Origin of the sequence: Allolucifera butyrica (assembly GCF_900476375.1) — a bacterium.
Taxonomy (GTDB): Bacteria; Bacillota; Negativicutes; order Sporomusales; family UPPP01; genus Lucifera; species Lucifera butyrica.
In genome coordinates this window covers 24,776-49,916 of record NZ_UPPP01000081.1, presented here as the reverse complement: position 1 = coordinate 49,916, position 25,141 = coordinate 24,776, and the positions used below count along the sequence as shown (strand labels likewise).

At 49.8% G+C, this 25,141-nt stretch carries 21 protein-coding genes and 1 riboswitch; of the genes, 3 read left to right on the top strand and 18 right to left on the bottom strand.

Going from position 1 to position 25,141, the window contains the following annotated elements; genetic code table 11:
• The 15 genes from LUCIF_RS15320 to LUCIF_RS15250 form a co-directional block, all read right to left on the bottom strand.
• Positions 1-379 (bottom strand): helix-turn-helix domain-containing protein (locus LUCIF_RS15320; RefSeq protein ID WP_165866019.1); only part of this gene is annotated, 379 nt, incomplete at its 3' end.
• Between the two features lie 75 nt (positions 380-454).
• Entirely contained in the window at positions 455-1,186 is a 732-nt protein-coding gene (gene pflA, locus LUCIF_RS15315) for a pyruvate formate-lyase-activating protein (RefSeq protein WP_122628757.1), read from the bottom strand.
• 25 nt (positions 1,187-1,211) lie between these two features.
• Positions 1,212-3,440, bottom strand: a complete 2,229-nt coding sequence (gene pflB, locus LUCIF_RS15310) for a formate C-acetyltransferase (protein WP_122628756.1) — start codon at positions 3,438-3,440, stop codon at positions 1,212-1,214.
• 55 nt (positions 3,441-3,495) lie between these two features.
• A riboswitch (ZMP/ZTP riboswitch) is annotated at positions 3,496-3,577 on the bottom strand.
• A gap of 101 nt (positions 3,578-3,678) precedes the next feature.
• The gene (locus tag LUCIF_RS15305; protein WP_243638738.1) at positions 3,679-4,314 is read right to left on the bottom strand and encodes a glucosaminidase domain-containing protein; all 636 of its coding nucleotides are present in this window, start codon (positions 4,312-4,314) and stop codon (positions 3,679-3,681) included.
• 45 nt (positions 4,315-4,359) lie between these two features.
• Positions 4,360-4,707, bottom strand: a complete 348-nt coding sequence (locus LUCIF_RS15300; protein WP_122628755.1) for a DsrE family protein — start codon at positions 4,705-4,707, stop codon at positions 4,360-4,362.
• Between the two features lie 124 nt (positions 4,708-4,831).
• Positions 4,832-6,142 (bottom strand): amino acid permease, encoded by a 1,311-nt coding sequence (locus LUCIF_RS15295; protein WP_207857801.1) that lies wholly within the window; start codon positions 6,140-6,142, stop codon positions 4,832-4,834.
• A 103-nt stretch (positions 6,143-6,245) separates the two neighbouring features.
• A complete protein-coding gene (locus LUCIF_RS15290; protein ID WP_207857799.1) occupies positions 6,246-7,961 on the bottom strand; it encodes a ClC family H(+)/Cl(-) exchange transporter in 1,716 nt (571 codons plus the stop codon).
• Positions 7,930-9,210 (bottom strand): oxalate/formate MFS antiporter, encoded by a 1,281-nt coding sequence (gene oxlT, locus LUCIF_RS15285; protein WP_122628753.1) that lies wholly within the window; start codon positions 9,208-9,210, stop codon positions 7,930-7,932. Before oxlT ends, LUCIF_RS15290 begins: the two co-directional genes overlap by 32 nt.
• 470 nt (positions 9,211-9,680) lie before the next feature.
• The gene (locus LUCIF_RS15280; RefSeq protein WP_122628752.1) at positions 9,681-10,631 is read right to left on the bottom strand and encodes an oxalate oxidoreductase subunit beta; all 951 of its coding nucleotides are present in this window, start codon (positions 10,629-10,631) and stop codon (positions 9,681-9,683) included.
• A gap of 17 nt (positions 10,632-10,648) precedes the next feature.
• The gene (locus LUCIF_RS15275; protein WP_122628751.1) at positions 10,649-11,896 is read right to left on the bottom strand and encodes an oxalate oxidoreductase subunit alpha; all 1,248 of its coding nucleotides are present in this window, start codon (positions 11,894-11,896) and stop codon (positions 10,649-10,651) included.
• Between the two features lie 12 nt (positions 11,897-11,908).
• Positions 11,909-12,199, bottom strand: a complete 291-nt coding sequence (locus LUCIF_RS15270) for a 4Fe-4S binding protein (RefSeq protein ID WP_122628750.1) — start codon at positions 12,197-12,199, stop codon at positions 11,909-11,911.
• An 88-nt stretch (positions 12,200-12,287) separates the two neighbouring features.
• Complete coding sequence (locus LUCIF_RS15265; protein WP_122628749.1) at positions 12,288-12,923, bottom strand: oxalate oxidoreductase subunit delta; 636 nt, start codon at positions 12,921-12,923, stop codon at positions 12,288-12,290.
• A gap of 80 nt (positions 12,924-13,003) precedes the next feature.
• Positions 13,004-15,166, bottom strand: coding sequence for a CDC48 family AAA ATPase (locus LUCIF_RS15260; RefSeq protein ID WP_207857798.1), 2,163 nt, complete (start codon positions 15,164-15,166; stop codon positions 13,004-13,006).
• A 267-nt stretch (positions 15,167-15,433) separates the two neighbouring features.
• Positions 15,434-16,180: a response regulator transcription factor gene (locus LUCIF_RS15255; protein WP_122628747.1), complete on the bottom strand. Its 747-nt coding sequence runs from the start codon at positions 16,178-16,180 to the stop codon at positions 15,434-15,436.
• Positions 16,181-16,197: 17 nt separating this feature from the next.
• Positions 16,198-18,099, bottom strand: a complete 1,902-nt coding sequence (locus tag LUCIF_RS15250; protein WP_207857796.1) for an ATP-binding protein — start codon at positions 18,097-18,099, stop codon at positions 16,198-16,200.
• Positions 18,100-18,412: 313 nt separating this feature from the next.
• Between LUCIF_RS15250 and LUCIF_RS15245 the strand changes: the two genes are divergently transcribed.
• On the top strand, positions 18,413-19,501 hold the full coding sequence (locus LUCIF_RS15245; protein ID WP_207857794.1) for an N-acetylmuramoyl-L-alanine amidase family protein: 1,089 nt from the start codon (positions 18,413-18,415) through the stop codon (positions 19,499-19,501).
• Positions 19,485-20,084 carry a GerMN domain-containing protein gene (locus tag LUCIF_RS15240; RefSeq protein ID WP_122628745.1) on the top strand — a complete coding sequence of 200 codons (600 nt, stop codon included), beginning with the start codon at positions 19,485-19,487 and terminating at the stop codon, positions 20,082-20,084. Before LUCIF_RS15245 ends, LUCIF_RS15240 begins: the two co-directional genes overlap by 17 nt.
• Before the next feature lie 147 nt (positions 20,085-20,231).
• Here the strand turns inward: LUCIF_RS15240 and LUCIF_RS15235 are convergent, their stop codons facing one another.
• Positions 20,232-20,849, bottom strand: coding sequence for a YidC/Oxa1 family membrane protein insertase (locus LUCIF_RS15235; RefSeq protein ID WP_243638737.1), 618 nt, complete (start codon positions 20,847-20,849; stop codon positions 20,232-20,234).
• A 169-nt stretch (positions 20,850-21,018) separates the two neighbouring features.
• Positions 21,019-21,957 (bottom strand): GDP-L-fucose synthase family protein, encoded by a 939-nt coding sequence (locus LUCIF_RS15230; RefSeq protein WP_122628744.1) that lies wholly within the window; start codon positions 21,955-21,957, stop codon positions 21,019-21,021.
• A gap of 165 nt (positions 21,958-22,122) precedes the next feature.
• Between LUCIF_RS15230 and LUCIF_RS15225 the strand changes: the two genes are divergently transcribed.
• Entirely contained in the window at positions 22,123-23,679 is a 1,557-nt protein-coding gene (locus LUCIF_RS15225; RefSeq protein WP_122628743.1) for a DUF4127 family protein, read from the top strand.
• Positions 23,680-23,732: 53 nt separating this feature from the next.
• Here the strand turns inward: LUCIF_RS15225 and LUCIF_RS15220 are convergent, their stop codons facing one another.
• On the bottom strand, positions 23,733-25,124 hold the full coding sequence (locus LUCIF_RS15220; protein WP_122628742.1) for a PTS fructose transporter subunit IIC: 1,392 nt from the start codon (positions 25,122-25,124) through the stop codon (positions 23,733-23,735).
• Positions 25,125-25,141 lie beyond the last annotated feature (17 nt).

The window sequence follows — 25,141 nt, the reverse complement described above, 5'->3', positions numbered from 1 at the left end:
TGCGACCTTTGGTCATGATGGGGGCTCCTCCCGTTCCAGAAGATTTTAACTCCTCATGACCATTATACTTTGAAACCCAGTCTTGCAGTTGACAGGTTGATTTAATCCCGTATTTTTTGCAAAGATTTCTGTAAGAACCGGTACCAGCCAAATAATCCATTACAGCTGCTTCTTTCAACGTCGGCGAGTAGTGCATGTTTTTTGATGTTTCTATTAATCCTTCTGGCCCCAAAGACTGATACGTTATTAACCACCGCTTAACAGCCCAATAGCTAACTTTTAATTGCTTTGCCAGATGTGTTAATGAATTCTCATGCCGCAAATACTTTTCAATTGCATCGATACGTTCTTCATAAGAAACTGAAAACTTTCGACCCATAAAAATACGCTCCTCCTTATGGTAAACAGTTTTTTTATTTCAACTGTCTACCACAAGGGGAGCATATCAGAACCGTCACCCTGTCTTTTTTACGATTAAACCGGACTGCCGGAGTACGGCCGCCGCTTGGACGACATCTTCCGCCGTGGCGCTTGGAATTGCCTCAAGACTGTAAGGCAGGCCCAGCCGTTCCCACTTAACTTTGCCCATAGTATGGTATGGCAATAATTCGACGGCAGCCGTCCGCGGCAAAGAAGTAATCAGACCGGCCAGCAAAGCGAGGTCGGCGGCACTATCGTTCATGCCGGGAATCACAACATAGCGGACCACCAGTTCGGCCGCACCGGCAGCGGCTTGCCGCAGGTTTTCCAAAATAACGGTGTTATCCCGGCCGGTCAATAGCCGGTGTTTTTCCGCATCCACTGCTTTCACACTGAATTGTATCAAATCAGCAAAGGGCATCACCTGAGACAAAGCGCCGGCGGGATAAAAGCCTCCCGTATCCACCGCCGTATGAAAACCCCTCTCCCGGCAAGCCCTGAGCAGCGCAGCAACAAACGGCGCCTGTAGCAACGGTTCGCCGCCGCTGACTGTGATTCCGCCAGCAGACGGCTCGTAAAAAGGCCGGTAGTTTTCCATCTCCGTTAGGACTTCCGCTACGGTAATGGTCTTCTCCTGCCGTTCCCAGGTATCCCGGTTATGGCAAAACCGGCAGCGTAAATCACAGCCGCTGAGAAACAGAACATAGCGGATTCCCGGTCCGTCGACAGTACCGAACGTTTCCACGGAATGAATAGATCCCTTCACAGTATCCTCCTTTATAACACCGCCCTTATACAGCCTGGTAAAACGTACGCCGGATCACTTCCTGCTGCTGTTCGGCCGTCAATTTGATAAAGTGTACGGCATAACCGGAAACGCGGATGGTCAGCTGCGGATAATTTTCCGGCTTGGCCATGGCGTCTTCCAGCAGCGCCCGGTCGAGAACATTTACATTGATATGATGTCCCTGCTGGCGGGCATATCCGTCAAGAAGGGTCACGAGATTCAGCAGCCGGGCTTCTTTCGTTTTGCCCAGAGCGCCCGGAACAATGGAAAATGTGTAGGAAATCCCATCCCGGCAGTCATCGTAAGATAGGGCGGTTATCGACCGCATCGCCGCCAGAGCGCCCCGGCGGTCCCTGCCGTGCATGGGATTGGCCCCGGGGGCAAATGCTTCGCCGGCTTTACGTCCGTCCGGCGTGGCGCCGGTTTTCTTGCCGTACATTACATTCGACGTGATGGTTAAGATAGATAAAGTATGCTCGGCGCCACGATAGGCCGGATACCGCTTTAACAGGCAGGAAAATTCCGCGGCAACCTCCTGGGCCAGCCCGTCCACCTGCTCATCGCCATTGCCGAAACAAGGATATTCGCCAACAATCTCAAAATCAACGGCAATTCCCCGGCTGTCCCGGACCGGTTTGACCCGGGCATGCCGGATGGCGCTCAAGGAATCGGCCGCTACGGAAAGACCGGCTACGCCAAAAGCCATAAGGCGGGTCACTTCCGTATCGTGCAGCGCCATTTGGGACCGTTCGTAGGCATATCTATCATGCATGAAATGAATTACATTGAGCGTGTTAACATACAGGCCCGCCAGCCATGCCAGAACCCGGGAATAATTCGCGCGCACCGTTTCATAGTCCAGCCATTCTCCCGGCGGCAGCGGTAAAACCGGTCCAACCTGCTCCCCCGTTTTTTCATCCCGGCCGCCATTGATCGCCAACAGCAGCGCTTTGGCCAAATTGGCCCGGGCGCCGAACAATTGCATCTGCCGGCCCACCTGCATCGCCGAAACACAGCAGGCAATCGCATAATCATCCCCATACACAGGACGCATAATATCATCATTTTCGTATTGCAAAGCACTGGTATCAATGGATACCTTAGCGCAAAACTGTTTAAAGGCCGCCGGCAGGTCCTGCGACCACAGAACGGTCAGATTGGGTTCCGGCGCCGGTCCCAAATTATATAACGTATGCAGCATGCGATAGGAGGTGCGGGTTACCAGTGTACGTCCGTCGGTCCCCATGCCCCCGATTGCTTCGGTTACCCAGAGCGGATCGCCGGCAAATAACTCATTGTATTCCGGCGTACGCAAATGGCGGGCCAGCCGCAGCTTAATCACCATCTGGTCAATCATCTCCTGGGCTTCGCTCTCGGTAATCAGCCCGCAGGCCCGGTCCCTTTCCAGATAAATATCCAGGAAAGTAGATACCCGCCCCAGGGACATGGCAGCGCCGTTCTGTTCTTTAATGGCCGCCAAATAACCGAAATACAGCCACTGTACCGCTTCCTGCGCCGTTGCCGCCGGTCTTGCCAGATCATAGCCGTATTCCCGGGCCATATGGAGAATATCTGCCAGGGCGGCAACCTGCCAGGCCACTTCTTCCCGCAGCCGGATCACTTCCTCGCTCATGGGGCAGGCGGCTAACCCTTTTAAATCTTCCTGTTTCGCTTCAATCAGCCGGTCAATGCCGTAAAGGGCAATCCGGCGATAATCGCCGATAATCCGGCCCCGTCCATAAGCATCGGGAAGGCCGGTAATGATGCCGACCCGGCGGGCCAGCTTCATTTCGTCGGTATAAGCACTAAAAACAGCCGTATTATGAGTGGTGGTGTGCTCATGATAAATTTCCCGTATAGACGGACTTAATTCATAGCCGTATGCGGCGCAGGCCTGTTCGGCCATGCGGATGCCCCCGTTTACAATAACACTTCGTTTCAGCGGCGCATCCGTCTGGAGCCCGACGATCCGTTCTTTCGCTTTATCAATGTAGCCCGGCCGGTGGGACATAATCGTGGACACACACTCTGTATCCACCGTCAGCACGCCGCCATTGTCCCGTTCCCGTTTCAACAGGTCCCGGCATGCAGCCCACAGGGCCGCCGTGTCGGCTGTCGGCCCGCTTAGAAAACAGCCGTCCTCCTCATAGGGCCGGTAATTCCGCTGGATAAAGTCCCTGACATCAATTCGTTCTTCCCATATTCCGCCGTTAAATCCCTTCCATGCTTTCATTTCCCAAGACCTCCTGCCGTATTCTGGAAATTAAAAGACCGCCTGGAACAAGATGCGGTCTTGCCCAGGCGGTCGGCTTTTCCTAGAATACAGTCCACGTGGTAATCTCCACTTTTCCGCCAGTTCCGTATTCCGTACTATTGGATTATAAATTTATTATAGGTGCTGTGCCATAATTCGTCAATATTTTTTGTTCTTAAAATGCAATTTCTCTACATACGTTAATTTAAGAACTTTGTTATTTCCCCATTAAAATCCGCTGCTGAATGCTCAGAATTCTTTGCCCATAACCGATACCTGGTACCGCCCACTTCCCGTTCAAATCAGTCCAGGTAACTGCTTTGCCGAACCGTACCGTGCGCTTCAACAGCTCATAGCGCGGATCAACCAGCGGGGTGACGGGAGGACGGCTGGAGGCGTATGCCAATAAATGCTGGATTTGCGCCCGGACTCCAATCCGGGCGGAAGGAAACCAGGCTCCTTTTACACCGCCGCCGGTCGTTCCCAACCCGCAGTAATTATTTTGCAGCGGGTTTACATCGCCGCCATAAGCAAAATAACCGGTTTCGTGCAGAGCCTGAGCAAATGCAAAATCCGGCCGGATTCCTTCCCGCTGTCCTTCTTCGAAATAATAATTTACCAGTTTTGCCGCCGATACCGTAATCAGCGGCAGCGGATTATGCTTAAGCAAATGACTCACGCATTGCTCTTGTGTAGCCAGCGGAGGACCCATAATGGTTACATCAAACAAAACAGGAAGTTGTGTAATTTCTTGTCCACCCAGCGCGGCTGAACTGGCAGGACGCATAAATACACCGCCGAAAGAGGTGACGGCACAAAGCAGCAGCAATAAATACAGACAGCGTTTCTTCAATGATTCATCCTCCTTGCCTTACTATATGAAACGGCTTCGCTACTTCTATGGCCTGATATAAGCCCAGCCGGTCGCCTGTCTGCGGACCAGTTCCACCACGCCGGACGGAACAATTTTTACGCCTTCCAGCAATGTGTCAGCGTCAATGCCCAAGGCCTGTAGTGAATGGGCACAGGTCACAAATGATACACCCTGCGCCATTAAGCTTTTCACCTGTTCGCCGCATAGGCTGGGCTTTTGCAGCAGCATGAGAACTCCTTCCCCGTTCGCTACCAGCTGCACTTCGGCGTCTGCGCCCAACTCGGCCAGCAGATTGCGCATATTGTTAAGCACCATTACGCAACGGGATTTTGTCCCCTCATCAATGTGAAATACAACCCGGTATCTTGGCATACTACTCCAGCCTCCCAATCAGATTTGTTATTTTTGTATTCCATATTGCGGCCGGTTTCCCCTTTTTTCCGTTGAGCGAGGCTGTATAAAAAAGCGCATCAATCCCCTTTTCGCAGGCCCTAAGCTATTTTTTCTTTTTAATCAATAAATAGGATAAAGCAATGACCAGCAAAATGCCACCCCCGGAATATAACCCGGGCAATTGGTCCGGATACAGCGGCGACGACAAAAAGATAACCAGGATCAAGGCAAAACAAAACCAGGATAAATACGGATACCAGGGAGCCTTGTATTTCAATTTCTCCGGCGCGGTTTTTTCTATTTTCCGGCGATAAAATACATGGGTGACGGAAACGCTCATCCAGTTTACCATGGCTAAGAACCCGCTGGCACTGACCGTGTAAATAAAAATAGTTTTCGGCAGTAAATACGACAGCAATACCACTCCCATAAGCACGATGCCGCTTAACCAAACGGCCGCCACCGGCACTCCCTTTTTATTTTTCCGGGCCGTCAGCCGAGGCGCCTCATGGTCTTCCGCCAGGGAAAAAAGCATGCGGGAGGCGGAATAAACCTGGGAATTTAACGCCGACAGCGAGGCGGTCAGCAAAATAAAATTGACAATATCCGGCGCAAAGGGAATACGGAAAATAGTAAACAGGGTCACAAATGGACTGGTCTTGGTGTCTAATGCGCCGGGCGGCATAATAGCCACAATGAAAAAAGCCGCTAAGGTGTATAAAAGGACAACACTGATTGTTATAATTTTGGCTGCCCCGGGAATAACGCGTTCCGGTTTTTCCGTTTCATTCACCGCCATGCCGATAATGCCGGTCCCGGTATAGGCGAATAAAATTAGCAGCATGGAAGCCAGTAAGCCGGTTATTCCTTTGCCACCCCCGCTGGCCGCACTATAAAATTGCGCCAGACTTTCCGTGGCGTTTCCGACCTTTACCCCGAAAGCCACGGCAAAACCGATGACGATAAATACAACCAGGGTGGCAACTTTAATAAATGATAAACCGGTTTCAATCTTACTTAATCCTTTCAGGTCATTGAGGTTGATCATCGTAATGAGAATGGAGAAAGTCAGGCTAAATATCCACAATGGTACGTGGTGCAGCCACAATTGCATAAAAATTGCGCAAGCCGTCACTTCACTGGCCATCCCCAGTACCCCGCTGGTCCAAAACATCCAGCCGATCACGTAACCCCACCAGTCGCCAAATATTTCCCGGGCATAAACCCGGAAAGACCCGGCTACAGGATTGGCGACGGACATTTCAATAATGAATGCCACTTCCATCATCATAATCAGACCGCCCAACAAATAAGCCGCCGGTGTCCACACGCCGGCAACGCTGATTACCAGGCTGCTGGCCAAAAATATGCCGGAACCGATGATATTCCCTAATGCCATAACAATAAAATCCATTTTGTTGAATGCCCGCAAAAACCGACACCTTCTTTCGGGATAGTTTATATATTGAATATGGCCGGTTAAGAGGCAAGTTATACGAAGAAAAACCGCTAATGAATTAGCGGCAATCTTCAGCCAGTGTTTTTATATCAACGGCGCAATCTTCATTGGCCGATACAAACAAATAATCACCGGCAACGAGCTCGGTGTCACCCTTCGGGACAATTTCCCGCTCGCCGCGCCTTACACATACCAGTAAACAATGCGGCGGCCAATCAATCTCCTTAATGATTCTGCCATCCAATTTAGAGCCAAGACAAACAACAATCTCCATAACCGTTCTGGGGGGCGCCGTTTTTGTTACCGCTGGCAGTCCCCGCTGCAGCATCCGCTCTAAGAGGCTCTCATAAATCGGCTCGGCTTTGACAAAATCAGCTGTGACGTAAGCAATCATGCAAATGGTAATTAGTTCCGGCAAATGACGAAAGGACCCCGTCATTTCCGTTATCAGAACGCTGCCGGTAACAGGAGCTTTTACAATTGCCGTAAAATACGCCGCCATGGCCAGAATTATAAAAGTAGTGTGATAGTCCGGTTTAACTCCCGCGATTACCAAAATCCTGCTGAATGCCTCCCCCGTCAGGGCCCCGATTACCAGCAAAGGAAGAAAGATTCCGCCGGGAACTCCCGAACCATAACTAAGCATGGTGTATAGAAACTTGACGGCAAGTAGAATCAGCAGCATTGATAAATCAAATTGGCCCCTGGAAATAACGCCAACCAAAGTATTGCCGCCGCCAAGGATTTCCGGTAAAATGAACCCCGCTATGCCGCCGGCAATCAGCGGCAGCAAGGCTTTTCCCCCTGCCGGCAAGACTTGCTGCCGGCTATAAATATCGAGAGTCTTTAGCAGCAGGCTATTGAAGACAGCGCCAAAAAGACCGGTAATAACTCCCAGGATCAGCAAATAAACATAATAGTGAGCCGGTAATACGGGTACACCGGAAAAATTCCAGATTGGCTCCCGTCCGGAAAAATACCGGACCATGAAATCGGCGGTAAGCGAAGCGGCTACGGCCGGCATTAATACAGCGGGAGAAAAATTCTTATGCAGCTCTTCCAGAGAAAAAATCACACCTGCCAGTGGCGCGTTAAAGGCGGCCGCCAGCCCGGCGCTAGCGCCGCTGGTTAATAAATATCGTTCTTCCATGCTATCCCGGCCGAGAAAACGGCTGAATCCCTGCCCAATTACAGCACCGATTTGAATGGAAGGACCTTCCCGCCCTAAGGACATACCGGCCCCGATTGCCAGAACACCACCAATAAATTTTGCTGCCAACACTTTTAAGCAGTCCATTTTTATCAAACCTAATAAGACTCCTTTTGTTTGTGGTATGCCACTGCCGCTGCACATGGGTTCGAATTTTACAATCCGGCCTAACAGGCAGGCAATCCCTGCCAACAGGATAAACCAGCCGGCAATAAGGGCCATATTCCCCTTATTTAGTTGCTGGTACAAACTAGTCCGTAACACTTCGGCCGCTTCCAGGGCGAACCGGAACAAAACGACCGTCAATCCTCCAATCAGGCCGGTAATGATCCCTTCGGCAAAAAGCTTAAGCCGGAAATTCCGCCAATGTAATAACGCATGATGAACCTTTCTGATTTCCATCAGTGTCATTATCCGTATCTCCCAGTCATGAATTTGACGGTAATCAAACTGCCGGGCTGGCAGCCCGGCAGCGGCACTTGCGGGTTTAACCCCTGCATCGCTGCCGGTAACCCACCCGTTGAAGCTCATCTTAACCTTGGATTGTTTTTCCTTCGGTGGCAATATCACGCCGGACCGGTTTGGCAATCCGGGGAAGAACCAGGGACATTAAAGCGGCGAAGAGCGAAAAGCCGGCAGCGGCGGAAAATACTATCGTCCAACCGAAAGAATGCGCTAAATAGGCTCCCAGGCCCCCGCCGAAAATCGAGGCAAACCCTTTGGCACTATACAGAAACCCATAATTGGTCGCTGCATAGGTCGTACCGAAAATATCCGCATTGGCTGCCGGAAACAGGGCAAAACATTGTCCCCATGTCCCGATAATCAATGCCGTCATTAAAATATACATTCCATCGCTGTGAGCAAAGTAGGGCAACAGGAACAAGAAAATCGCATTAAGTCCAAAAGAAAGCCCCATCGTTCTATAGCGCCCGATTTTGTCGGATACCCAGCCCCAGGCCATACGTCCACAGCCATTGACCAGATTCTGGACAGCAACCGCTGTCAGAATAGCGGCTGCACTGATTTGAATGCTTTGCCCGAAGGGTTTGGTCTGAGCCGTTATAAGCAGGCCGCCGATATTGACCGATAAAAACATGACCCATAGCAGCCAAAAATGGGGCGTGACAAACATTTCCTGAAAAGTAAAGCCCCGGGAGGCAGCCGGTTTTACGGTCTCCGGCGCCGCTGCTCCTCCCGCCGGCCGTTTAAAGCTGACAGGGTAGCGTAATATTTGGGCCGCCACCATAATGATGATCCCTTGGATGATCCCGGTGGACATCAGGGCCAACGCCGGACCACCGCTCTTTAACAAACCGGCAATAACCGGCAGAAACGGCAGCGCCCCCATGCCGAAACCGGCGGCGATTAAGCCGCTGGCCATGCCGCGGCGGTCGGGAAACCAGCGTACCGCGACACTAATGCTGCCGCCGTAGATTACTGCCGCTCCAACCCCTGCCAAAGCATAAAAAAAGTAAAGACCGGCGATAGACTGTACTTGCCCCATCATTGCCCAGCCGATGCCAACCAGCAATCCGGCGGAAGTAAACATCAGTCTGGCACCAAAACGGTCTAGCAGATACCCGGCAAGAGGCTGAACAAAGGTTTCAAACATGATAAACAGCGTAAATGCATACTGAACCGCTGCCAGGGATACTTTGAGCCCGTCCCGCAAAGGCGTGGAAAACAGGGTCCAGGCATATTGGAGGTTCGCAATCATGATCATGCTGATAACCGCAGTAACGAGCTGTACCCAGCGATTCCCAACAAAACTTCCGTAAGCTTCCTTATCGGAACCACTAATGGGTGTCATTATAAATAACCTCCTAGCGTATTAATTCAGACAACCAACCGACAATGCGCCATCTGAATCTTCAGGAAGACATACTACCTAGGAGTACTGCAAATAAAAAATCATCAATTGTTCCAAAATATTTAGTTGCCAATATGACCGTCAAATTTCACATCTGTCGGCAAAATACCAACCGCAAAGTTCAGAAGTTAAAATCACCCTTCCTATTCTCTTTGCAAGCCGAGACTGCTTAAAAAGATGCAGATACTAGGCGCGGTGAGCATTCGAACGAAGGCGTACATAGGCGTACGTTGAGTGAGAACGCGCAGCCGCAACAACGTAGTTCCCACATTTCGCACTCTGAAATAAAGACAGAGGACTGCGAAAAATGGGATTGATGCGCTTTTTAAGCAGGCTCAAGTCGGGCAGAAGTAAGCCCCTGGTTCCTTTTGTTCATAGGCGCCAGGGACTTATCGCCATCATAAATCGGGTTACCGGGCCGGTGGCAGCGGGACTTCCATTCCCAGCGTTTGAGCCCGCTGATTAATCCAAGCCTGCATTTTCGCCACATGCTCAGGCTGCAAATGGCTGAAGCGTCCTTGGGTTTGCAGATATTCTTCCACCGGCTTCAGTTTTTTCGGCATATAATTCCACTTCTTGACGCCATTTTCGATTTCATACAAGAACCACATGCCGGTTTCCACGGCCAGTTTGCCTAGTTCGACAGTACGGTCGGCCGGGAAAGTCCAGCCCTTCGGACACGGACACTGTACATGAAGGAAGGCGGGCCCTTCCTGCGCCAGTCCCTTGCGCACCTTGTTCATGAGATCGACCGGATAGGAAACGGACGCCGTTGCGCCGTACTTGACTGCCGGATGCCCGCCGCCGCAGAAGATCGCCATGGGGTCCTTGGGGAAAAACTTCTTGGCTTCGGGAATTTCCGGACCGGCAGGAGTAAACATGGTCGTCGCTCCGTAAGGAGTCATGGGGGAAACCTGAATGCCCGTGTTGGCATAGGATTCATTATCATACATAATGAACAGCACGTCGTGATTCCGGTACATCATCGCCGAGGCCGCTTGCAGGCCAATGTCGATTGCGCCGCCATCACCGGCCATTACGATAATATTGGGGAATTCATCCTGAATTTTGCCTTTCTTGATCAACTGCTGAAACGCCGCTTCAATCCCGGATGCAATCGCGCCGCCATTGGTAATCTGAGCGTGTGTCCAGGGCACCGCCCACGGTCCGCAGGCATAACTGGTATTGGCAACATACATACAGCCGGTCGGACCGATGAATATCGTGTTCTTGCCGGCGGCTTTGGCGATAAGACGGTACGCAAGAGCCGGACCACAACCAGCACAGGTACGGTGTCCGGGAAGATAATACTCCTTCTCCGGCGCCTGCGCGATGGATTTTATTAATTCGGCAACTGCCATTTTCTTAACCCCCTTTGTTATTTTCTGGCCGACGCCGCTTCTTCCCAGGCAGCCTTTACGGCAAGTGCGGCTTTATCGTAATCATTGAAATTCACCCAGGTTGCACTTTGAATCATCTTGCCGGCTTCCATGGTCTGTCTCATCATGTCCGCCATTTTGAAAAATTCCTCGTGAGTAATGGTTTCGCCACCCAGTCCGGAAGTAAAGCCTTGAATGAGCGGCTTTTTCGTTAATTCGGAAACGGAGGCCCTGGTTTCGGGCAAAAGCACGCCGCCGCCGCCGGCCGCACCATAGGAAGTATTGGTGTCGATCACGCCGACCACTTTAAATTTGGGCAGAATTTGCTGCAGCGCCGCGTCCGGGAACGGACGGAACCAGCGCAGACGGCACATACCTACTTTATAACCGGCATCACGCAAATAGCGGATTGCGCTGCGACAAGTCACGGCATGCGCTCCCTGCAGCAGGAAAACCATATCGGCGTCGTCCGTCCGATACTCTTCCACGAAAGGAGCATAGTTACGACCCATGATTTTGTTATATTCCCTGGTCACTTGGACAATTTTATCTTTAACCCGGTTCATGACAACGTTGCGGTCCCACTCCAGCGGCGGTCCCATTTCCGGCTCAATCTGCGGTCCCATGATAACCGGATGATTCACATCCAGGCGAAATTCCGGTTTAAACGGAGGCAGAAATTTATCAACGTCCGCCTGATCCGGCATTTCATATTCCTGACTGATATGGGTAACAAAATAGCCGTCCATGGCCACGATCTGCGGCAGCATGATTTCCGGATCTTCTCCGATGCGGAACATCATCAGGCTGTTATCAAGTGATTCCTGGGCATTCTCCGCCCAACCATAGATCCAGCCGTTATCTCTCAGTGTCAGGCAGTCCGTATGCTCCGAACCGAAGTCACCGGGAGGATCCAGCGTGCGGTCACCAATCAGGGCCTGTATGGGACAACGACCGCCGGCGATTGGGGAATAAACCTCGCCCGCATAAGTAACGCCCACGCCGGACGAACCGGTCGTAGCCCTGGCTCCGGCCATAGAAGCACCGTGAGCGATACTGAACTGAGCATGTTCGCCTTCGCCGTGAACCATTTCGCATTTCATCTGACCGTTGGCGATCCGTTTCGCTACTTCCGCCATGACCGCCGTATAGGGTCTGATCGGATAGGATGCGGTAACATCAATGTCAGCAAGCTGCCAGGCGTCGGCGACTGCGGTTAAACCTGTACCTATCTTCTTAATCGGCATCTTCTTCACTCCTTAATCGTCAAAATCCAGTTCGGGTACCCGACTGATCGCCCCTACGGGGCAAACATTGCTGCAAACACCGCAGCCTTTGCAGAATTCAAGGTTGAAGTTAATTCCAGTCTCTTTTGAATAATTCACTGTGGCATCAGGACAGGAAATCCAGCACATTTTGCATTCTGTACACAGACTTTTGTCAACCACAGGACGCAGATACCGCCAATTGCCCGTTACCATTCCCTGATTATTCTCCGTAGGCGATTTGACGATAGCAGCAAAAGGGACTTGTTTATACGATTTTGACAAAGTAGACACCTCCTCGTAATTCCAGCTAGCGTTCCTTATCTCCGCTTAATTTACTGCGGGTTTCCGTCAGGACACGTATAGGTTTGCATTACAGCGGTAAAACATTCACTTTTTCCCAGCCTAACTTAACAGCTTCTTTATTTTCCGCAACGGCAACGAGGGATTCCAGTTTGGCATAACCCGTAGCTTTGGCTACAGCCCCGGCAATGGCTGCGCCCACACCGGCCCCGATCTTCGTATCATCACCGGCGCCCTCGGTACCGTCAAAGGTAAGCATAACCCCCATCCCCATGGCATTCGCATCAATGGTCGCAATGGCTTTGACGTGACTCAGATTTTCTTTCGGCGACAGATATTTAAGCAAACTTTTGGGATCGCGCGCCGTATTAATCACCACTACGGTCCCGGGCTTGCAGCCCTGTAAAATATCGTGTCCTTTTACCAGGGTTTCTTCGGTGAGAACCACTACATTAGGATGATGGTTCTCATACTCATAAAACGTTTCAATGGGAGCCGAACTCAGCCGGGCATAGCTCTTACAGGGAACATTAATCCGGTCGGGAAGGTCAACATAATTATCGAAAGACTGTACATACAATCCTTCCCGTCCGCCGGCCTTAGCCATCAAGGTAGCAACATCCCGGGCCTCCTTAGCCAGAGTGACACCCCTGGTCCATACGGTAACTTCCCGCATTTGGGCGTCGATAGCAACTGCCAGTGTCATTTTCGTTCCTCCTTCGTTAATCGATTTCCATTTTTCGACGATTTACCAGACGAATTTACTTTGGTAACCACCCCCATGTCTTAAATAACACTTATCGCCGGTTCCGCCGGCAGGTCACCGAGGGCTTCCTCGAAATGCCGGGCCCGCACGCTAAAATTAGCGGAACCAAAACCTTTTTGCGCCGCCGTGAGGCTATGCATTGCCGCTAAATGAAGCTTGATTGCCTTTAACGCGGCTTGTTTACAAAGCGCCTGAATATCCGAGCCCACCAGCCCCTCCGTCTTTGCTGCCAACCCTGCTAAGTCTACATCATCGGCGAGATTCAGGCTGGCCGTATGAATCTGGAAGATTTCCAGCCGTTCTTCGCAATTCGGCTTGGGAAACTCGATTTGATAGTCAAAACGGCCGGTCCGCAATAAAGCGGGATCAATCCGGTCGGGACGATTACTCGCTCCTACTACGATCACATTGGACGAATCCATCAGGCTGTCCAATTCAAGCAGCATTTGGCTCACCAGCCTGTCGGAATCCTGCCGGCTGCCGGCGGAGCGAACCGGTGCCATGGCGTCAATCTCATCAAAAAATAAGATACAGGGAGCCACCTGTTTAGCCCGCTTAAAAATCTGCCTAAGCCCTTTTTCCGCCTCACCAAGCCAGCGTGAATTCAGTCTTGATGCGTCAACGGCCAGGAAATGGACGTTAAGTGTACCGGCTAATGCCCGAACCATAAGGGTTTTGCCCGTACCCGGCGGCCCGGTCAGTAAAACGCCTTTCGGCATTCCCTGCCGCATACCCAGGAAGAGTTCCGGATGCAGCAGCGGCAATTCAATAACCGTCCTGATCTTTTCCTTAATTGCGGTCAATCCGCCAATATGCCGCCATTGCGTGTTGGGTTTTTCCGCAAAAAACTCCCGCGTGGCGGTGGGTTCCACTTCCCGCAATGCCAAAAAAAAGTCTTGCCGGGTAATCCGGCTTGCCGCCAGTACCGCCTCATTCATCGGCCCGTCGGAAAAATCCAGTTCCGGTAAAATACGCCGGATGGCGTTCATACCGGCTTCCTTGCACAAAATTGCCAAATCGGCCCCGACAAATCCGTGGGTTATTTGAGCAAGTTCCTCCAGGTTCACTGCCGGATCCAGTTTCATATTACGGCTATGAATCTTAAGAATCCTCAGTCGTCCGGGCCGGTCCGGCGGATTAATGGAAAGCTCCCGGTCGAACCGTCCGGGACGCCGTAAGGCGGAATCAACCATATCCGGCACGTTGGTTGCGCCAATCACGATAACCTGGCCGCGGTTTCTTAACCCGTCCATCAGCGCCAAGAGCTGGGCAACAATTCTTTTTTCCACGTCGCCGATCACTTCGGTGCGTTTGGGAGCGATCGCATCAATTTCGTCAATGAAAATGATAGACGGAGCCCGCCGTTGCGCCGTTTCGAATATTTCCCGCAGCCTGGCTTCGCTTTCGCCGTAATACTTATTAACGATTTCCGGCCCGTTGACATGGACAAAAGCGGCCCGTGTTTCACTGGCTACCGCCCGGGCCAGCAATGTCTTGCCGGTGCCTGGCGGCCCATACAGAAGGATTCCTTTTGGCGCTTCCACCCCGAGCCGGCGAAATATCTCCGGATAATTAAGCGGCAACTCAACCATCTCGCGAATCCGTTCCAGTTCTTTATCAAGACCGCCAACGTCTTCATAGGAAGCCCGGCAGCTGAAATCTTCCAGTGAATCCGGTTCAGTAACGGTTATCTTGGTCGCGGCATGAATCAGTACCGCTCCCTGGGGCGCAGTGCCAATAACGGTAAAATATTGCCCCCGGGCACCGGCAAGTACTACCTTGATCCGGTCGCCGGTGATTACGGCCAGTCCGTTTAGTATCCGCTCAAGATGCTGCGCATCCTGAGCGTCGTTAAAATTAATGGTCGTATCGAGAGGACTTAAGACAACACTCCGGGCCGGTTGACGTTCCGTCTTCCGGACGGTTACCCGCTCGTCAATCCCCACGCCGGCATTCTCACGAATAATCGCCTCAAGCTGGACAATATTCTGCTTTTTAAATTGAGAAAAGCAGGGCACGACTTTGGCAACCGTTGTTTTGCGCCCCTGAATTTCAACGATATCACCCATCACTACTTCCAACTGAGCCATATCGTCATTGTCAATTCTGACATAGCCCTGACCAACATCCTCCGGCATAGCATCTGCCACTTTAAAGGAAAGAATTTTTCCGGCTTCGCTCAAAAATCTTCCCCCCTTATTGGCTTTTTTTGAATTTTCCATCTTTTGGCTTCAGTATAAATGACCCCGCGCTAAATAGCCATATTTATGAAACTAAGTTAAATAAAGTAAATAAGTAAACTACAAAAAAGAAAGACCGCTTAACGCGGTCTCAGGTTATCGACAAAACCTAAGATCGCCACGCTACACTCCGTTTCGCTCGCAATGACAGCCTGTCTTTCCCGTCATTGCGAGAAGCAGAGCGACGTGGCAATCTCTTAAGAAATTGGCTTAATTTATAAATTCCTTAGTTATAATATATTTTTCCAGCGGCCGCCCGATGGGGCCATAGGACAAAATTGCTTTCAGCCAGCCGTTATCTAATAAATAATTGAAATAGCGTTTCACCGTAATGCGGGAAATTCCCGTATTTTCTGAAATTTCCCGCGCTGTAAAATAACCTTGCTTTTGCTGCAATACTTCCACGATCATATCCAAGGTAGTCTGCTGCAGTCCTTTTGGCAATCCGGGTGTATTGTCGGCTGCATTGGATTTTAGCGGATTGATCTCCCTGGCCGGGTCCGGCCGGTCACCCGTTTCATTTACTTTTAACGCATCAATTTCCTGTTGGGACATAAACTTTTCTCCGGCATGCAATTTTTCAAAATACTGTCTATACTTCGACAGGGCCTTTTTATAACGCTGAAAAGTAAACGGCTTAACGATATAATCCACCGCTCCATACTGAATGCCCTGTTGCACGGACTCCGTGTCGTGGGCCGCCGTCACCAGAATCACATCCGTATTCCAGCCTTGACTCCGGATATACTTCAGCACCTGCAGTCCGTTAATCCCCGGCAAATAAATGTCAATAATCGCCAGTTGAGGCCGTTTCTCCTCAATTAACCGGAGCCCGTCTTCACCACATATGGAAAATCCAGTCAAATAATATTCCTTGATTTTATTCGTGTACTGCCGATGAAGCTCAAGTACCATAGGATCATCTTCAATAATTACAGTTGCAATCGTTCTATTCATCTACTTCTCCCCCGCATTTACTTTATAGCCAGTGGAACCATAACAGAAAATCGGCTCCCGACATCCTGTTGAGATTGAACAGCTATTTTTCCGCCGCTTGCCTCGACCTCCTGCCGTACAAGCGCCAGTCCAATGCCGCGGCTCCCTTTTTTAGTGGAAAATCCGCGCTGAAAAATCAGCTTTTGATTTTGCCGGGAAATCCCCTGTCCATTATCGCTAACCGTAATATTCAAATACTTTTTCCCTTCGAAAATATGGACATGAATTACCCTTCGCTCGGCGGTCTGGTCCAAAACCGCTTCAATGGCATTGGTAACCAGATTTCCCAATACCGTGACCATTGCCACACTGCTAAAATGAGCAGGCAATGTTTTTAACCGGGTGCGGGATGTAATTCTGAGCTTCACTCCTTTCTCCTCAGCCTGGCTGACTTTCCCCAGTAATAAGCCGGCCGTCGCTTTGTCATGGATGCGTTTAACGATAAAACTGATAAGTTCCTGCTTATTTTGGTAAATTTGATTAATCAGTTCTACGACCTTGTCATATTGTTCCATTTGAATGAGCCCGGATATGGCATGCAGCTTATTGATAAATTCATGGGACTGGGCCCGCATTGATTCCAACAAACTCTTTACACCAATCAGTTCTTCAGCAATTTGCTTGTAATCCTGTTTATCCCGGAATGTCGCAATAGCACCGGTAACTTTGCCGTCTACAATGATCGGGACCCGGTTCACGATAACCCCATGACTGCCGAACCGGTATTCCTGATCGTATTCCGCCCGTCCGGTTGCCACCACAATAGGCAGTCTGGATTCGGGGATTAAATCTTCAATCGGTTTACCGACCAGTTCCGGTATGTCGTCGAGCATGCGGAGGGCCTCATGATTGATCGCAGTTATATAGCCTCCGGCGTCAATCGCAATCACGCCCTCCCGCATGGAGTGCAAAATTGCCCGGTTTTGCTCCAGCAAAACCGTTGCTTCATGGACTTGTTCCTGTAATTTTTGGTCCGTATCACCGTACAATTGGGCATTCCGTACAGCCACAGCGGCATGATTGGCGAAAGTAAACAGGACCCGTTTATCATTGCCGGTAAAGTTCAGGTCATCCTTAAAACCCAGTATTAGTACGCCGGTAACGGTTTGGTTGCTGCGCAGTTTTAGTAAAATAAATTTGGACAGCCGTTCACAGACAAATACTTCCTTAAAAGAGCCGGCAGCAGGATCCTTCCCTGATAATGCAGTAATATCTGCAAAAAGCGGGGCGCTGTGAGAGAGGATCTGCGGAGAGTTCTCCTCCCGCCAGCCATAAGACACCCGTGTCAAATACTCACCGTTCTTATCTACCAGCGATATGCTGCCGCAATTGGCCTTGAACAAACGTACGGCATTGGTAACGATAAAATTTAAAGTTTCATTCAGATTTAACGAGGAAGCGGTATGGGCGGAAAGCTCATTAATAATACGCAATTGCTCGAACTGTTTAAAAACAGTTTGCTCATATAAAGAAAAGAAATATTCCGATGCATAGACCCTTGCCCGGTCCAGCAAAGTATCAATCTCCCGTCGCAAATAATTCAAGCTGACCAGATCCTGCTGCAAATAGAGGGACATGGCATCTTTCAGCGCCGTTTCATACAAGTCGAAAACCGTCATAATATCGGATAACCGGACTCTTTGTTCCAGCCGGAGTTTACAAATCGTATTTAAATAACTTGTCAGATGCGAAAAAGAATTGTATTGAATGGTATTAATCAGCGCTTGGGTCAGTCCGGTAAACTCTTCTACCAGAGTACCCAGGTTCATGGCAAGATAGAAGGCCGGACCACCGGCTTTTTTTAGCTCGATGATTGTACCGCTGTTAATATCCTTTTCAATGGAACTGAGAATTCCAACTAAGTTGACAATAGGTATCACCTCTCAGTCAAAAGGCACTTAAATGTTTGTATGAAGAAACCTATGATGTCAAGTATATTATATAATTTCATGTAAAAATTTTCCACACTAAATTACTGTTACCTAGTAAAAAAAACCGTTTAAGACGGTCTTTCAGTAATTGGAAATTGGTAATTGGAAAAAGATAAGGCGATTCTTCTAAGGAATTATCTTCCATGGGCGATCCTGGAGGATTTTGCGATAACTACGCGAATTATATAAATGCTGTAATGTATTTGTCGTATTTCATTACCGCCTAATTCATTACAAATCCTTGGCCATGAGGTGCTTGTCTTTGTCAAAAATTAAAATGTTATGTCTATTGCTGCTACTATTGTGTATACCCCAAACTTCCTGGGCTTCTTCAACAAACTCGTCCCAGGTTAAGCTTTCCGATGTTCGCTTTTTCGTACACACCGATGCAATCAGCGGCGAAAAAAAATTACGGGTAGTAATTGATGTGACCGGACCGGTGCAGGCATCGGCATCACTGAATTCAGGGCCGGCTCCGAACCTGACGGTGGATGTCAGTGGAGCTTCCCCCGGCCCGCTTGCCGGCCAAATTTCGCTCGACGGCAATATCGCCACGGATATAAGCATATTGTCAACAGGTGAAGCAAGCAGCCGGTTAATCCTGCATTTACCGCAAAGTATCGATGATTCCGCTTACCGGTTATTTACCTTACCGGCAAACAAGGCGGCCAATAGACCCTTCCGGATAGTCATTGACATTAACCAGACGATTTCTCAGGCAACGTTTCATTTTACGCCGGGCTTAAGAGGCAAAGTAATTGCTATCGATCCGGGGCATGGCGGAACCGACTCCGGCGCAATCGGTCCTGACGGAATCATGGAAAAAACAGTGACCTTGGATGTGGCTTTGAAAGTGAAACAGCTGTTGGAACAAGCCGGGGCAACCGTATATATGTCCCGGGTAACCGACCGGGATGTTTATGCTCCGAACGATGATGCCATACCCGAGCTTGCCGCCCGGGCTGCGGTCGGCAACAAAAATAAAGCGGATGTGTTTGTTGATATTCACGCCAATTCCTTTGTAAATCCCAGTGTTGGCGGAACAGCCACTTATTATTATCCCAAAACGGACTATGACAAATTATTGGCGCAAAATATACAGGACCAGGTCGTTGCCATTAACGGCTTAACCGACCGGGGTGTCCGGGAAGCCAATTTTTATGTCCTTAAGCATACGCTGATGCCGGCTTTTTTAATTGAAATGGCGTTTATTTCAAACCCCAATGAGGAAAAACTACTCACATCACCCCAATTTCAGCAAAAAATGGCGCAAGGAATCGTCAACGGTCTCGATGCTTTCTTTACCCAAGCCGCTCAATTAGGAGGAAATACGGATGCTTCGCAAAACTAACATTGGATTGGCTCTCTGTTTGGCGTCCATACTATTAATAGCAGGTTGTAGCGGGACTCCGTCCCTATCATCTAACGGCACTTTGCCGAACGATGGAACTTCATCCTCAACGGTTAACAACCAGCAACAGGCACCTTCGAACTTAAATAACAGCCAGCCCGCGGCGGCAACGATGCGTCTTACGACCTATCAGGCAACCCGGGACGGCCTGCATCTAGGGGCGGAAATTCATACGGTGCCAAAAAATGACCATCCTGCGCAAACTGCGCTCGAATTATTAACCGCCGGTACCAGCAATCCTGAACTGATTTCGGTCATTCCCCCCGACACCAAAGTACTCGGTCTAAAAATCAAAGACCATGTAGCCTATGCCAATTTCAACGCGGCAATTGTTAAGAATAATCCAGGCGGTTCGGACAATGAAATGCTGTTGGTGGCGGCAATCGTAGATACGCTGACTGAATTTCCCGGAATCCAGGAAGTGCAGATCCTGGTTGACGGAAAAAAAATTGATACTTTGAGTGGTCATATGGATCTCAGTGAACCCCTTAGCCGGTCGGAAGAAATCATTAAAAACAAGTGAACGAAGGCCCTAACCTACCAATCGTAGGTTAGGGCCTTTCTACATATGTACAAGCTAAGATTACAAATTTCACAAAAAAAACAAAGCCCTGAGCCAAAGCCCTGAGCTTTCATTCCTTTAGAACGGCTGACGCGCTCATCTGCGGGATTAATCAGTTGAAACCTGTACAGCCTCCTGCGTACGGTATAAAAACCGCTGTTGAAGAATTTGAACCAAATTGCTTACTACCCAGTATAATCCCAGGCCGGCGGGAAACCGCAAGGTCATGAAACCGATAAAAAACGGCATAACAAGCAGCATCATTTTATTTTGCTGACTAGGATCGGTCATGGTCTGCTGGGATGAAACATAAGTTGTAATTGCCGCCAGCACCGGCAGAATAAATAAAGGGTCCTTGCCGGCTAATGTTTTTATCCAGAGAAAGCTAGGCTGACTAACATAGCTGAAATTCCGTATCGCATAAAAAATTCCGGTTAAAAAAGGCATCTGAACCAGCATTGGCAAACAGCCGGCCATCGGATTGACTCCCGCATTTTTATACAGCTTAGCCATTTCTTCCTGCTGTTTCAGCTTGTCGTCCTTGTACTTTTCCTGCATCTCTTTTATTTTGGGACCCAGTTCCCGCATCCCTTGCATCGATTTTACCTGTTTGGCGGTCAAAGGATACAAGAGCATCCGGATTGTCACTGTCAGCAAAATAATGGCTATACCATAATTTGGGAAACCCAGCTTGCTTGTCAGGTCATAAAAAAAAGTCAATCCCATTTGCATGAACCCGCTGAAATACCCGAACAATCAGTCCACTCCTTTATACTAATCAAAATTTCGAGACTTATTCCCTAAAAAATTATATTCGCTGCGAAATTATTAATTCCTTTTTTTACACCTTCGTACCAATATTATACCACCAACATCATAGGATTAAACCGGGCATTCAATCTCCGGCGAAACCTTGCCGGCAAAACCAGTTATAGGTCCGTCCGATTCCCGTCCGTAAATCCGTGGCCGCCTGCCAGCCTAGCTTTTTTAAATAGGATACATCGCTGACCTTGACCGGCATTCCATCCGGCTTCGTTTTATCAAAAACTACCTCGCCTTCATAGCCGGTTATCGTACGGATCAGGTCGGCAAGCGCGGCGATGGAGATGCCGGAACCGGTTCCGACGTTAACAATTTTATCGCCTTCGTAATGGTTCATAAGAAACAAACAAGCCTCCGCCAAATCGTCAATATAAAGAAACTCCCGGATTGGTCCGCCGCTTCCCCAAACAACTACCTGCGGCCGGCCCTGCCGCTTCGCCTCATGAAATTTACGCAGCAACGCCGGCAAAACATGCCCTGTCTCCAGGTTGAAATGGTCGTGAGGACCATAAAGATTGGTCGGCATGGCGGCAATATACTTTGTTCCATACTGCTGATTATAAGCCTGACACATTTTCAACCCGGCAATTTTGGCAATGGCATAGGCGGCGTTACTGGGTTCAAGCGGCCCGGTCAGCAAAGCATCTTCCGTAATCGGCTGCCTGGCCATTTGCGGATAAATACAGGTACTTCCCAGAAATAACAATTTTTTCACGCCATTTTTCCAGGATTCATGAATGATATTGGCTTCCATCATTAAATTATCGTAAATGAACTGCGCAGGATATACGATATTCGCCATAATACCGCCGACTTTGGCAGCCGCCAAAAAAACGTATTCCGGCCTCTCGCAGGCAAAAAATTCACTTACATCCGTCTGGACGGTCAGGTCGATTTCCTGATGGGTCGCCATGACCAGATTCAAATAACCTTCCCGGTTTAACGCCCTGACAAGGGCGGAACCCACCAATCCCGTATGGCCGGCCACATAGATCCTTGCCTTCTTTTCCATAATATCACCTACAATTCATACTATGCAAAAAAATGGCAAAGAATGTGTGCTATTTCTGTCGGCAATTGGCTGCCGCTGTCTTCGCTAGCAATTGTATCCACCGTTCCGCCAAGCTTGTCTAATGGCTTGATTCTGATTATAATGTAAAGTACAAGGAGGCATACCATGAAAAAATTTGTTCTGCTCATAGTCTTAATGATGTTTTCACTTGCCATGCAGCCGGTCCAGGCGAAAGCGGAAACCATTCTTTTCGTTCCCGCCGACAACCGGCCTGTCAGCTTAGAATATGTCGTTGATACTGCCCGGAATGCCGGAGTGAATCTGCTGACACCGCCAAATGACCTGTTAGGCAGCCGGACAAGCCCCGGCAATCCCGACGCTTTATGGGACTGGGTATTCAACCATAGTCAGGAAGCTGATGCAATCGTTGTCTCGGGAGACTCTATGCTCTACGGCAGCCTTGTCGGCTCCCGGAAACATAACTATTCCGAAGAAGTCCTGCAGCAGCGGATGGATCGCTTTGCCAAGCTAAAGCAGCTCAATCCCTTCGCTCCGCTTTATGTCTATGCTACCATCATGCGAACGTCCAGAGCCAGTTTCGGCGGCGTCGAACCTGCTTATTACGAAAAATATGGCCCGAGCATTTTCCAAATTACCGCCTTGGAGGATAAAAGCGACTTGGAACCTCTTTCCCGCAGCGAACAATCCCAGCTGCAAACTCTGCTCCAAACGGTACCGCAGGAGGTAATGTCCGACTGGATGGCCCGCCGCGCCAAAAATTACAAAATGGATGTCCGCATGATCAATTACACGAAAAATGACACCTTTGATTACCTCATTCTGGGACGGGACGATTGCTCCCCTTTCTCCCAATCCCACAAGGAATCCAGGCTTCTGTCCAAAGTTGCGCAGGGCCTTCCCACTACCCGGTACACTTCGTTTCCCGGCGCCGACCAGTTGGGAATGCTGCTGGTCACCCGGGCCATTAACAATCTGAATTGGCAGTTGCCTTTTATCCAGGTAAAATACGCTCCCGGCGCCGGCCCGGAAACGGTGCCAACCTATGAAGACAAAGAACTGGGCGAGACCATTCCCGAGCAAATTACGGCCGCAGGCGGCATCATGCTGCAAAATGCGGTACACCCGGATCTGATACTCGAAGTAAACACTCCGGCAAACGGAAAAACCCTGGAAGCGGGCAATCCGGTCAACCAGAATCCGAAGCATGCTAAAACTACCGTGTTTACTGAGCGGATCGGCCAGGAGCTGACCAGTGGCGCCAATATCGCCGTCGCGGATGTCGCTTTCGCCAATGGCGCCGATAACGCCCTTATGGACGAATTGGACCATCAGAAGCTGCTGCCTAAACTGGCTGCTTACTCCGGCTGGAATACCGCCGGCAATACCATCGGTTATGCGATTGGTCAGGGAATCCTCGCCGCCGGAACGGAACCGGCCGCCAAAGACCGCTTGCTGGCCGTCCGGCTGCTGGATGACTGGGCCTATCAGGCCAATATTCGCAATCAAATCAGCGATTCCGTCCTTTCGCCCCTCGGCGGCAGTCCCTTTTACCTAAACGGTCTGGCGCCGCAAATCACTGCCGAAACCCAGCGAAAAATGCAAAATTTCGCAACAGACAAATTGCAGGATTTTGACATTCATGACCTAAAGGTCACCTATCCCTGGAACCGGATGTTTGAAGTAAATATCGAACTAAAATAATAAAAAAACAGGAATCCGGCAGGCCGGATTCCTGTTTTCTCTTCATCTAGCTTCTATTTTTTTACTGTGGCACCTTTCTGGTCCAGACTGGGTTTTAGCAGATTGACCATAACCGCAGTTATAACCGTACCAACAACGATAGACACTATATACATTCCCAAATTGCCGACAGCATGCGGTATGGGCAGGACAAAGATTCCACCGTGAGGCGCCCGCAAGGTACAGCCAAATATCATTGACAAAGCGCCGGTAACTGCCGAACCCACCATGATCGAGGGAATCACCCGGAACGGATCGGCGGCGGCAAATGGAATGGCTCCCTCCGTAATAAAGGAAATTCCTAATACAGCAGCGGCCTTGCCTGCTTCCCTTTCTTCCACGCTGTATTTATTCCTGGCCAGATACGTTGCTAAAGCCAGACCAAGGGGGGGAGTCATGCCGGCAGCCATAATGGCCGCCATTGGGCCGAATACATTGCTTCCCAGCAAACCCACGCCGAACGTATAAGCGGCTTTATTAACGGGACCGCCCATGTCAAAGGCCATCATCGCTCCCAGAACCAAACCCAGTACGGCGGCATTGGATGAAGACATGCCTTTCAGCGTATTGGTCATTGCATCCATAATCACTTTAACCGGCGTACCGATTACGTAGATCATCAGCACTCCCACAACAAAGGAAGAAATTAAAGGAATAATAAGAACAGGTTTCAACCCTTCCATTGTTTTCGGCAGTTGAACTTTTTCCTTCAGAAATTGGGCAACATAACCTGCCAGGAAACCGGCAATAATACCGCCGAGAAAACCGGCACCAATCTTGCTGGCCATCATCCCGCCGATCAAACCGGGGGCAATACCAGGCCGGTCGGCAATAGAAAAGGCAATAAATCCGGCCAATACCGGAACCATTAAAGCAAACGCCGCACCACCGCCAATATCCATCATAGCTGCCGCAAACGTTCCTTGTTCCTTAAAGGCGGTAATCCCAAAGATAAAAGAAATGGCAATTAACAGACCACCGGCTACAACCAAGGGAATCATATAGGAAACACCCGTCATTAAATGTTTATACGGACCTGTTCTTTGGGCCGACATTTCCAGTTTGCTCTCTGCAACCTGTTTGAGGTAATCATTCCCGGCCACACCGGCTTTCAACGCCGTATTAATTACTTCCTTAGCATCTTTAATCGCCGCCCCCACCGATGTGGTATAAACTTTTTTCCCGCTGAAACGGTCGGTGCCCACTTTGGCGTCGGCAGCAATGATGACTGCATCCGCCGCCGCAATCTCCTCGGGAGTAAGAACATTTTCGGCGCCAACCGATCCCAGCGTTTCCACCTTGATAGAATGCCCCATTTCAGCCGCAGCCTTTGTTAATGCTTCTGCCGCCATGTAAGTATGAGCAATTCCGGTCGGACAAGATGTTACTGCAACAATTTTACTCACCTAAACCCCTCCTCATA